Source organism: Nitrospirillum bahiense (assembly GCF_007828025.1).
Classification (GTDB): domain Bacteria; phylum Pseudomonadota; class Alphaproteobacteria; order Azospirillales; family Azospirillaceae; genus Nitrospirillum; species Nitrospirillum amazonense.
The window spans coordinates 113,539-125,029 of the sequence record NZ_VITO01000020.1 but is presented as its reverse complement, the minus strand read 5'-3'; the positions used below and the strand labels follow the sequence as shown (position 1 = coordinate 125,029).

Sequence of the window (11,491 nt, the reverse complement as noted above, 5' to 3'; positions counted from 1 at the left end):
TTGTCGCTGGCGATGAACACCGGCATGTTGTTGATGAAGGCGACGCCGGCGTCCAGCGCGCATTCCGCGTAGAAGCGGGCGGCCTGTTCGGAGCCCACGGGCATGTAGTTCAGCAGGACCTCGGCGCCGGTGCGCTTCAGCTCGGCGACGATCTCATCCTTGCTCAGCTCGGCCGCGTCGGCGCGCACGAAGGTGCGATCTTCCGAATAGTCCGCCATGTGGTCGGAGATGCCGTCAAGCACCTGGCCCATCTTGACGGTCACGCCGCTGTCGGGAATGTCGGCCTGGAAAACCTTGGTGCAGTTGGGCTTGGCGAAGATGGCGCGATGGACGTCGGTGCCCACCTTGCGCGCGTCCACGTCGAACGCGGCGACAACCGCGATGTCGCAGGGCAGGAAGCCGCCGATCTCACGATGCATCAGGCCAACCACACCGTCGCGGCAGCGCTCAGGGGTGTAGTAATGAATGCCCTGGATCAGCGCGCTCGCACAGTTTCCGATGCCTGCGATGGCAATACGGATTTTGGCCCTCTGCATGACGTAACCTGTGAGTTGCTAGTTGAAAAAATCTTCGGCGCCCCGCCGGACCTCGGTCACAGACCGTGCCATCGTGTCCGCGGTAAGCAGCTTGGCGTGTACAGGTAACGATAGCGCATGACATAGATCGGAAACAGCATTGACATTAACCTGCAAAAGCCACTTGCCCATCTACCGGGGCGCTGGGCCGGCCACAAGCGCCGCGTTCGGCGCATCTGCCTCAACGACGGCACATTTGCCTTTCTGTCATCAATTTGCATACCTGTTTTCAAATCCCCTCGGCGTAAAGCCATAGAGAGTTAGGGTTACACGTAAAAATGACGTCTCCGACGCCCTCCCATCATCCCGGGCTCCCGACTCGCCATGCGGATTTCGTGTCCGTGGCCGACGCGCTGGATTACGCCGCCCAGGGCCCCACGGGTTACAATTTCTATTCCGGCAAGGGTGTCCTCAGCGAGGCCTTGCCCTACGCCACGCTGCGGGAACAGGCGATCGATCTGGCCCGCCGCCTGTTGGGCATGGGCCTGGAGCCCGGCGACCGCGTCGGCCTGATCGCGGAAAGCGACGGTGATTTCGTCCGCGCCTTTTTCGCGTGCCAATACGCCCGGCTGGTGCCGGCACCCATGCCGCTGCCCTCGGCGTTCGGCGGCAAGGACACCTACATCGCCCACATCCGGCGCATGCTGGAAAGCTGCGGCGCCGTCGCCGCCTTCGGGCCGGCCATGCTCAACGACTGGCTGGCACAGTCGGTGGAGGGCCTGGACCTCAAGATTTCCGGCACCTTGGCCCTTCTGGACGACGTGGTGCCGTACGCGGGCGACCTGCCGGTACAGTCCGCCGACAGCATCAGCTACCTCCAGTTCTCATCGGGCAGCACACGCTTCCCCATGGGCGTCGCCGTGACCCAGCGCGCCTTCCTCAGCAACGCCGCCCACGTGGGCCGCACCGGCCTGGCCATCGACGACGGCGACCGCTGCATCTCCTGGCTGCCTTTCTACCATGACATGGGCCTGGTCGGCTTCCTGCTGATCCCCATGGCGTGCCAGGTGTCGGTGGACACCCTGCCCACGCGGGAATTCGCCCGCCGCCCCCTGATGTGGCTGAACCTCATCAGCCGCAACCGCGGCACCATCTCCTACAGCCCATCCTTCGGGTATGAGTTGTGCGCCCGCCGGGCGGAGACGTTGTCGACCGAGGGGATCGACCTTTCCAGCTGGCGCAGCGCCGGCATCGGTGGCGACATGATTCGCCCGCATGTGCTGGCCAACTTCGCGGCGCGCTTCGCCGCCAACGGCTTCGACGCCCACGCCTTCGTGCCGAGCTACGGCATGGCCGAGGCGACGCTGGCCCTGAACTTCACGCCCAAGGGCCAGGGCGTGCGCCACGACGTGGTCGACAGCATTCTGCTGGAGAGGGAGCACCGCGCCGTGCCGGCCGCGGCCGGCGCCGAACGCAGCCGCACCTTCGTGCTCTGCGGCCACATCCTGCCCGACCATACCATCGAGGTGCGCGACGGCGCCGGCCAGCCGCAGCCGCCGCGTCACGTCGGGCGTATCTTCGTCCGCGGCCCCAGCCTGATGAGCGGCTATTTCGACGCACCGGAGGAAACCGCCCGGGTCCTGGACGGGGACGGCTGGCTGGATACCGGCGACCTGGGCTACCTGCTGGACGACCAGATCGTCCTCACCGGGCGGGCCAAGGACCTGATCATCGTCAACGGCCGCAATCTGTGGCCGCAGGATCTGGAGTGGACGGCGGAGGCGGAAATCACCGCCCTGCGCAGCGGCGACGTCGCGGTCTTCTCCGTCGATAGTGGTGACGAGGAAGAGGTGGTGGCGCTGGTGCAGTGCCGCAGCCAGGACCAGGACGCACGGGACGCCTTGGCCGGCGAAATCAGCCAGGTCTTCCGCAGCCGCTACGGCGTGATGGTCCGCGTCGTCCTGGTGCCGCCGCACAGCCTGCCGCAGACCACGTCAGGCAAGCTCAGCCGCAGCCGGGCGAAGGCCCTGTACCAGGCGGGCGACATGCCCATCCTGGGTGTCTCCGCGCCGGTGGAGCCCGTCCTGGCATGAACGGACGGCCCATCGTCGCTGTCACGGGCGCGACGGGCTTTCTCGGGTTGCATCTGGTCGCCACCCTGGCGCGGTCGGGCGCACGGTTGCGGATATTGGCCCGCCGGCCGCCGGACCACCCGTCCTGGGCTGGCCTCTCCTTCGAGACCGTCCGGGGCGGGCTGGAGGACCCCGATGCCTTGGCGCGGCTGGCCGAGGGGGCGCAGGTGCTGATCCACGCCGCCGGCCTGATCAAAGCGCCGGACCGGATCGCCTTCATGGCAACCAACCGGGACGGCACCGCCCGGGTGGCGTCGACATTGCGCCGCCTGGCGCCCCAGGCCCGCCTCATCGTCGTCTCCTCCCTGGCTGCGCGTGAGCCGCAGCTGTCGGACTACGCGGCCAGCAAGCGGGCGGGTGAGGCGGCGGCACACCAGGCTTATGCGGATGCGCCGGGGCAACTGGCCATCCTGCGCCCACCCATGATCTATGGCCCCTGGGACCGGGAGACGCTGGCGATTTTCAGGACGGCGTCGCGGCCGCTCATTCCGCTGGTGAGCGAAGGGCGCCTGGCAGCGATCCACGTCAGCGACGCGGTTGGGGCCTTGAGCGCGGTCGCGACCGGCACCGGTGCCCCCTATGGAGGTACCTACGCCCTGGCCGATACCGAACCGGCCGGGTATGCCATGGCGGAGATGATGCGGCAGGCCGCCCTGGCCGTGCGCGGCGACGCGCGGCCCCGGTTCCTGCCGGTGCCCAGCCGCCTGCTGCTGGCGGCCGGACAGGCCTCGTCCTGGTGGGGAAAGGCGCGCGGCACCGCCCCCATATTCACCGCAGGCAAGGCGAGGGAGATCCTGCACCCCGACTGGACGGTCACGCCCGATGAACTGTTGCCCGCAGGCGTGTACCAGCCCGCCGTAAGCCTGGCGCAGGGGTTCCGCGACACCGTCGGCTGGTACAGGTCCGCCGGCTGGCTGCCGTAACCCGCTTCAGAGGGCCTTCTCATAGATGCGGTAGGTCTTGTAGGCCACGCCGCCCAGGCTTTCGTTGATGCGGCGCATGGGCATGTTGTTCTCCAGAATCCAAGACAGCTCGATGTGCTGGAAGCCCATGGCCGCCGCATCGGTGCGCACGGCGTCGATCAGCAGGAAGGGCAGCAGGCTGCCGATCATGCCCTGGGACGCGGCCTTGCGGATGCCCATCAGTGGCACGCGCGCGGTCTTGAGGCCGGCGACCTTCAGCCGCCACAGCAGCTTGGCCCAGCCCAGGGGCAGCAGCTTGCCGTTCAGGTCGCGGATGGCCTCGTTCAGGTTGGGCAGGCAGACGATGAATCCGACCGCCTCGCCATCCTGTTCCACGAACCGCACCAGGCGCGGGTTCAACAAGGGCTTCAGCGACTTGGCCAGATAGTCGGTCTCCACCTCCGTCAGGGGGACGAAGCCCCAATTGTCCCGCCAGGCGTCGTTGAAGATGGAGGTGACGGCCTTGATCTCGTCGTCGTAGCGCTTGAAATCCATGCGCCGCACCGTGACGCCCTTGGGCAACGGCCGGTCGATCAGGCGGCGGGCGCCGGCGGGCAGATCCTTGGTGATGTCGTAAAGATAGGCGTAGACGTCCTTTTCCTTGCGGAGGCCCTGCTCTTCCAGGCGGGGGCCCAGGTAGGGCTTGTCGTGCCCCATGAGCAGCATGGGCGGCGTGCCGAAGCCGTCGACCAGCAGCCCGATCTCCTCATTGATGTTGAGGTTCAGCGGGCCCTGCATGCGCGTCATGTCGCGGGCCCGCAGCCAGTCGGCGGCCACGTCCAGCAGGGCCTTGATGACCGCAGGATCGTCCTCGGCGGCGATCAGGCCGAACTGCCCGGTCCCGTCCGGCCGCAGCTCCAAGGCGTGATGGTCGATCTGGGCGCTGATCCGGCCCACGTCCCGGCCGTCCTTCCGGGCCAGCCAGAACTGCACGTCGGCATGGCCGAAGAAGGGGTTCTTGGCCGTCAGCGCCTCTTTACGCTCCAGATGCAGCGGCGCGATGTAGTGCGGATCGTCCTTGTGCAGCCTTTCGGGCAGGCGGATGAAACGGTCGAGAAGGGCGGGCCCCGTCACGGGGACAATGTCGATCGCGGTCACGAGGCCGCACCACCTGTTTCAGAAGTTGCGAACGCGGTTGGCGGACGGTCACGCGGCGGCGAGCCGGTCACCTCCATCACCCAGGGATAACGGCGGGCCTCGTCAAGGTCATAACCGAGGTTGAAGACCGTGGCGCTTTTCGGGCAGTCGCGGGCCGAGGCGAAATAGGTGCCGAACAGCCGGTCGGGCGTGAAGCTGACGATCCCCAGGTTGGTGTCCTCATTATGGAAATGATGGATCAGGTGATCGCGCTTCAGCTTCTGGATGAAGCGGCTCTTGGGCTTGTAGTTCAGGTGCTGGATGCAGTGGATGAATTCATAAACGCAGGTGGTGGCCAGGCCGGTCGCCAAGGCGGCGCCGGCGGCCGGCCAGCCGCCGATGACATAGCCGACCGGCATGGACACCAGGGCGATGGTCGGCAGCGTGTTGGCGGGTGAGCCGAACAGGACCTCCAGCAGGTGCGGATCCTGGTGATGGTCGAAATGGATGCGCTTCCACAGGCTGGCCGACCATTTCATCCGGTACAGCCAGCGGCCGTGCAGGATGTAGCGGTGGATCAGGAACCAGGCCATGGGATAGATGAAGAAAACCGCCAGGACGGCCAGCGCCGGCCCCTGCCATTGCCGCGCCGTGGCGAAGGTGTAGGCCGCGGCGGTCACGGCCAGCAGGCCGTAGATCTGGATCGCCGGATAGGTGAGGTACGCCCGCCAGAGATCCGCCAGGGTCATGCGGCCGAGATCGTAACTGCGCCCATGCCAGGCGCGACCCCAGGCGAGCTTCTGTTCCATTTCCTTAACCTCAAAGTCCCCAACGCCTTTTACCCATGGCGCCCAGCCTAGTTCTAGTCATGAATCTGCCGGGGGTAAATCCCCGCATCCATGGCAGCGGCGCCACATATTCGCTATGGGCGGCGTCACAGCGGGCCAGGTTGTGCGTCGCCGCGGCTGAGCGGGGAGGCTCGCCGGATTGGCTCGGCAATGAGCTGGGGGCATGCTGGCGATGGGGGCGTGGTGGCATGAGGTCCGGCTGATGGCGGGCCTGCTGATGTGAAAGCAGATGCTGTGCCGATCGGCGCCCTAGCTGCGTGCCGGTTGTACCGGCACCTCTCAGTATACGGGCTCGCCCCCGGAAGGATAAGAGTAACAGAAGCGCGCATGGTTGTAGGCGACGGCTCGCGCTTCGTCCGTTGCCTCAATCTTGGACAACCCGTAAACGCGCGTGGTGTCGAGCAATCGATAGCGGACGCCGTGCGGCGTTTCGTGCAGCGCCACCAACGATTTTGAAACCAGATTGGCCAGGATTCTCACCACCGAGTGCCTGTCAGAATTATCCCTGTCAGAATTATCAAGGCAGGCGACGGCGATCGCGGCGTCCAAGGTGAAGTAGCCCACGAAAATGGAAATTCGCCGAAGCACGGCCCGTTCAGGCTCATTCAGTAGTTCGTAACTCCAGTCGAGGGCGGCGCTCAAGGTTTGGAGCCGGAGCGGCGCCGTCCGTCGGCCTTCCCACAGCAGGCGGAAATGCCCATTCAGAAGGGCCGCCGTTTGCCTGATGCCATAGGCAGGAACACGACCCGCCCCCAGTTCCAGGGCCAGGGGGATGCCATCGAGCTTGCGACATATCTCGCCGACCAATGGCGTGTCTTCGTCCGACAATTGAAAGCCCAGTTGATTGGCCTGGACACGATCAATGAAAAACTCCACCGCCGAGTAGCATAAAGCGGCTTCTTTTGAAGGTGGCAGGGTCGGGGGTGGACACGCCAGCGGAAATAGCCGGAAGACATGTTCCCCTTCCGCCCTCAACGATTCCCGGCTTGTCGCCAAGATGCTCAGTTCGGGAAGGCAGCTGAATAGTTTTTCCGCAAGGTCGGCAACGAAATCTATGACGTGCTCACAGCTATCAAGAATCAACAACATTCTGCGATCGCGGAAAATCGCGAGAAGGTGTTCCAACCTATAATCAACCGGCAAGGAATGTCCGGCGGCTGCGGCGATGGCGGCGGGGACCAAAGCGTCGCCGTTGAGGGCGCCGAGTTCGACAAAAGCGACACCGTCAGGAAAATATTCGAGAAGGTCGTGGCCCAATTTGACCGCCAGCGTCGTTTTTCCGATGCCGGGCGGCCCGACCAGCGTCAGGAAGCGGCGAGCCAGCAGTTCGCTGCTGGCGTCCACGACCGTAGCGTCGATGCCGATGACGCGGCGCGTTCTAAGCGGGAGTTGGGGCACCTGTACGGCTGTTGCGCCCAGGGGGGCATTGGGAGACGGTGTCGCCGCGGCCGTGAAGCAATAGCCGCGCCCCGCCACAGTCGTAAGGTACCTGCCATCCTGGGCGCTGTCCCCGAGTGCTTTGCGTAGGGCGACGATATGGAAGCGCAGGTTCCCTTCTTCGACGATCACGCCCGGCCAAACGACACGGGTGAGTTCGGCTTTGCTGACCACTTGGCCGCAGCGTGCGGCCAACGCAAAAAGAACGTCGAGTGCCCGGCCGCCCAGCGGAACAAGCTTGCCGTCCCGCTCGAGGCGCCTCTCGGCGCGCGACAGGCGGAACGGGCCGAAATGCAAGTCGTCACTGGTGCCCTGATTACCAGGGTGGGCAACTGCAAGTGGAGATGCGAACGCCATCATATTGTCCTCTTGCAGCTTGAGGTAGCATTCGCGGAAATAAAGCTGACACATAGCATGCGCTACATGGGCCTTGTGGATCGGGCATCCGGAATTTGAATTGGGTGTCAATCAGATGGGCAAGCCTATCAGCTTGGTTTATCAGAAAGATTGAAGGTTATTGGCCGCTTGGTCTCAAATTGCGGTGGGCGCGGCCGTTAGCTCAAGGCGCATGGGGACGCGGCAACGAAGGCGGCCGCGATAAAACTGGCTATGTCTTCCCGCTCGTGGACTGGCTGGTAAAACGGGATACCTCGAAGTGCATATCCATTAGGGCGGCCGGCATCACAGTAGAACGCGGTTGCAGACTTCCCCGGAAAAAGCAAAAGTCGTCGAAGAAACGCAGATTGGCGTACCGCGGCGTTGGATCCTGTGCATTCCCAAACGCCTGTTTGGAAGCGCAGCAGTAAGATTAAGTTTAAATCCCCTCGCTAAACTTCAACTGATTCCGCCCTGCCATGCGGGCAGGTTCGCGGTAAGGACCCCGTTAATGTCGGCTAAACAATATCAGCAGGCGGTCAATTTCGAGCAGGCACGACAGCAGCTCAGCGATCGCCCGCTGCGTGCCACCAGCGCCGGCCGGTTATGGGAAGGTATTTCTTTGGATGAGTACGCCGACTATTACATGGATGGCAGTCAGTTCATGCCGCCACGCGATCATCACATTGTTACCGTCTCGCTCGGCCGCTCGTCAGACGTTCTGCAGGAACGGCTCGGTAAGACCTTTGAAAGCCCAAGCCTCTTCGGTGAAGCCACGATGATGCCCGCCGGATATGAAACCCGTTTCCGTGGCCTGTTACCTCGGCATATCAGAATTGGCCTGATGCCGGAGCAGTTGATAGAAGCAGCTGATGCCTGCAGGCGTATCGGAACAGCATCCAAGCCTCGCTTCCTCAGCAATTTTCGTGTGCGGGATCCGTGGCTCGTTCACATGGGCGAAATGCTGTCGCTGGAGTTGGGACGGGCTCCGCATCCAGCACAAGACCTCCTGATTGAGTCGCTGTCCGTGGCGCTGTCAGTCCACCTGGTCCGCGGCTACAGTGCCGACGTACATGAAAGCGCCCCGCCTGCGGCGATGCTATCCTCGGCCGCTATGAGACGCGCCTTCGCCTATGTCGAAGATCGGGGGATGGAGAAGATTTCTCTCGCTGAACTCGCCGAAGCGGCAGGTGTGAACCGGTTTCACCTGGTCAAGATCTTTAAAAAAGAAGTGGGCATGTCTCCAATGAGATACTTGGAGCGGTTGAGAATCGAGCGAGCGAAGGAGCTGGTCCGGGCCGCAGAACTGCCGCTTGCGGATATCGCCTACGCGGTAGGCTTTTCCGACCAAAGCCATTTCACGCGCCGCTTCCGCCATCATGTCGGCTGCACGCCGGCGGCGTACGCGCGGGAAAATGGACGACGTTTTCTGCCGGTCAACTCCAACTAACTGATTTTATTGTGATGGAAACGACCGTAATGCGCCGCGTCAGCGCGCGATTGATTCCTTTTCTGGGCCTGTGTTTCTTTGTTGCCAGCTTGGACCGCACCAACATATCGGTCGCGGCATTGACCATGAACGAAGCCCTGGGGCTGAGCGCGCAAAAATTTGGCCTTGGGGTCGGCGCGTTTTATGTCACCTACGTGCTGTTCTCGGTACCAAGCAACCTTGTCCTATCCAGGCTTGGCGCGCGCATCTGGCTGGCCGTGCTGCTGATTACCTGGGGGATCGTTTCGACGATGATGGCGGCGGTCAGGGATGGTGGCGGCTTGATCATTGCGAGGCTGGCGCTGGGTGCCGCCGAGGCCGGCCTCTTTCCGGGCGTGGTCTTCTTCGCCCTACGCTGGTTCCCATCGACACACCGCGCCCGGTTCACAGCTTTGTTCGTCGCGTGCGGTGTCGCCGCGGCTGCGATCGGGCCGCTGATCTCGGTTCCGTTGCTGCGACTGGAAAACGTGTTGGGCCTGCATGGCTGGCAATGGCTCTTTATTATTGAAGGACTGCCGGCTGTCCTGCTTGGCCTGTCCTGTCTTCATTTCCTGACGGACAATCCCGCCCAAGCATCCTGGTTGTCCCGCGAGGAAAGTACCTGGCTGATCGAGAAAATAGAGGAAGAGCGTCAGGCGATTAATGAAGAGACGAACCTTCCGATACTTGGCACGCCTATTCTGTGGATGCTTGTTCTCAGCGCAGGCGTGGAAATCGGGACTTCTTGCCTGGGATATTGGCTTCCCACGGTTTTGAAAGGCATGGATTTCACCAATGCGATGGTGGGCTTGTTGGCATCCTGCTTCGGTCTGTGCGGAATGGTCGGCATGTACCTATGGTCGCGCCGATCGGACCGCCGCCAGGAACGGCTGTGGCATCTGGCCATTCCGCTGCTCATGAGTGGTTTGGGACTGGTAGTGGCGGGGAGTGTCCTGTCTCACGTGGCATTGGCTTTGCCGGCCATGTGCATGGCCGTCATCGGCGTGACGTCCGCCGCCCCGATCCTGTGGGCAATGCCGGAACAATATCTGCCGCCGCGCAACGTTGCGGCCGGAATTGCCCTGATCAACTCGGTTGGCAATATCGCCGGTATTGTGTCGCCTGCCGCGGTCGGCACGGTGCGCGACTTGACCGGCGATTTTCACTTGGCGCTTATAGCCTCGGGCGCGCCGATGGTCCTGGGCGCCCTCTGCATTCCATTCATGGCATTGAGCCAGTCGCGAAGGCTAGTGCCGCGGCCGCGGTGAAAACGTTGGCATGGGCATCTTCCTTGTCCGACTGGGCACGGGCAAGGGACGTTTCCGATGTGACCAGTTCGGTGTAAGTCCCAACACCATGACGATAAGCTTCCAAGGCGGAATCATAGGCCGTCTGGGCCGCCTTGGTGAGGACCACGGCGGCCTGGTATTCGGCGAAGCTGGTCGTCAGCGCGTCATAGGCATCGATCACTTGTTTGGACGCGGCGTCGCGGGTTCGGTCGAGTTCCCAATGGGCGGTGGCCAATTCGGAATTGGCTTGCGCCACCTTGGCGTCGCGTACGCCGCCGTCATAAAGCGGCAGACTGATCCTCAGCAGAATGGAGGAACCGGGAAGATTGACATTGCTGTAGGGACGGCCCTGCGAACTCAACTGGCCGATGTTTTCATAGATCTTGGTATCGATCCCCACGGTCGGATAGTAGGTGGCCTTCGCTGACCGAATGCGCCCCTCGGCAGCCCGAACCTTTCCCAAGGCGGCCAGCATGTCGGGACGGGCATTCAATGCCTCGTGGATCATCTGCTCGATATCCCCCGAGGGCAGCGCCGGCAACGGCAGTTCTGAACTGTCGGTGGTCTGCAGCGGCTCTGACGGCGGCAGGCCCAGGCTGACCATCAACGCCGTGTAGGCGGCGCGCTCCGCGCCACGCGCACGTTCCAGATTGAAGCGTGTCTGGGCCGTTTCCCGTTCCGCCTGATGCAAGGCCACCACGGTGGCCAGGCCGTTGCTCTGCTTCCCTTGGGTCGCTTCCTGCACCACCAGCGCGTTGTCCAAAGCCTTCTGCGCTACTTTGAGCCGGCCACGGGTGGCGCCGAGGGCGAAATAGTCGCGGCTCACTTCATAGATCAGCCGCTGGTGGACGCCGTTGAAGGCGACATTGGTGACGAACGAATTGGCTTTGGCCTCGTCAACGGCGCCGGCACGCTGACCGAAATCGAACAGCAGCCATTTGGCGGTCAGCGCCGGAACCAGCTCTCGGCTGTTGCTGGTGAAATACCCTTTCGGGATCAAAGACGTGGGGGCCGGCAGCGGCGTGTGCTGGATCCCGCCGATCGCCTCCGCCGAAATCTGCGGCAGGTAGGCGGCTTCGGCAAGGCCAACCCCCAACGCCGCCTGGCGGGCCCTTTCCCAGGCGATGCGCGTGTCGGGATTGTTCCGCTGGGAAAGGTCGATCAGGGCTGGCAGATCGTAGCGCCGGGAGGGATCGACCATCACCGGTGACGGAACGACATCCGCGGCTTCAGGGCGCACGGTTGGCCCTTGTGCCGGCTGGGCCGAATAATCCGTCGACAGCAGAATGGGGCGATCCGGACTGGACGGCGCCAAATCCAGCCTGTCGGTGGCACAGGCGGAAGCAAGAAGGGGACAGAGTAGAAGGGCGGTGCGGAGGTACAGCACG

Annotated in this window: 8 protein-coding genes and 1 pseudogene; 4 read left to right on the top strand and 5 right to left on the bottom strand. The window is 63.4% G+C overall.

Translation table 11 applies throughout. The features are described from left to right. Positions 1–536: pseudogene (locus FBZ88_RS23765) on the bottom strand (inositol-3-phosphate synthase); the annotation flags it as partial. Positions 537–853: 317 nt separating this feature from the next. On the opposite strand from FBZ88_RS23765, the gene FBZ88_RS23760 reads away from it, so the two are divergent. Next, positions 854–2,608: a fatty acyl-AMP ligase gene (locus tag FBZ88_RS23760; protein WP_145619567.1), complete on the top strand. Its 1,755-nt coding sequence runs from the start codon at positions 854–856 to the stop codon at positions 2,606–2,608. Continuing rightward, positions 2,605–3,570, top strand: a complete 966-nt coding sequence (locus tag FBZ88_RS23755) for an NAD-dependent epimerase/dehydratase family protein (RefSeq protein WP_145619566.1) — start codon at positions 2,605–2,607, stop codon at positions 3,568–3,570. The genes FBZ88_RS23760 and FBZ88_RS23755 overlap by 4 nt, the downstream gene beginning before the upstream one ends. 6 nt (positions 3,571–3,576) lie before the next feature. Here FBZ88_RS23755 and FBZ88_RS23750 read toward each other — a convergent pair whose 3' ends face one another. The 3 genes from FBZ88_RS23750 to FBZ88_RS23740 all read right to left on the bottom strand — a co-directional run bounded on the left by FBZ88_RS23750 (position 3,577) and on the right by FBZ88_RS23740 (position 7,331). Beyond that, entirely contained in the window at positions 3,577–4,707 is a 1,131-nt protein-coding gene (locus FBZ88_RS23750) for a GNAT family N-acetyltransferase (RefSeq protein WP_145619565.1), read from the bottom strand. After that, positions 4,704–5,495, bottom strand: coding sequence for a sterol desaturase family protein (locus FBZ88_RS23745; protein WP_246138825.1), 792 nt, complete (start codon positions 5,493–5,495; stop codon positions 4,704–4,706). The genes FBZ88_RS23750 and FBZ88_RS23745 overlap by 4 nt, the downstream gene beginning before the upstream one ends. A 318-nt stretch (positions 5,496–5,813) precedes the next feature. After that, positions 5,814–7,331 carry an ATP-binding protein gene (locus FBZ88_RS23740; protein WP_211102782.1) on the bottom strand — a complete coding sequence of 506 codons (1,518 nt, stop codon included), beginning with the start codon at positions 7,329–7,331 and terminating at the stop codon, positions 5,814–5,816. A 526-nt stretch (positions 7,332–7,857) separates the two neighbouring features. On the opposite strand from FBZ88_RS23740, the gene FBZ88_RS23735 reads away from it, so the two are divergent. Beyond that, positions 7,858–8,796: a helix-turn-helix transcriptional regulator gene (locus FBZ88_RS23735; RefSeq protein ID WP_145612723.1), complete on the top strand. Its 939-nt coding sequence runs from the start codon at positions 7,858–7,860 to the stop codon at positions 8,794–8,796. 29 nt (positions 8,797–8,825) lie between these two features. Continuing rightward, the gene (locus tag FBZ88_RS23730; protein ID WP_186464581.1) at positions 8,826–10,082 is read left to right on the top strand and encodes an MFS transporter; all 1,257 of its coding nucleotides are present in this window, start codon (positions 8,826–8,828) and stop codon (positions 10,080–10,082) included. Here the strand turns inward: FBZ88_RS23730 and FBZ88_RS23725 are convergent. Then, positions 10,036–11,490 carry a TolC family protein gene (locus FBZ88_RS23725; protein ID WP_145619562.1) on the bottom strand — a complete coding sequence of 485 codons (1,455 nt, stop codon included), beginning with the start codon at positions 11,488–11,490 and terminating at the stop codon, positions 10,036–10,038. The two genes, FBZ88_RS23730 and FBZ88_RS23725, sit on opposite strands and share 47 nt — an antisense overlap. Position 11,491 lies beyond the last annotated feature (1 nt).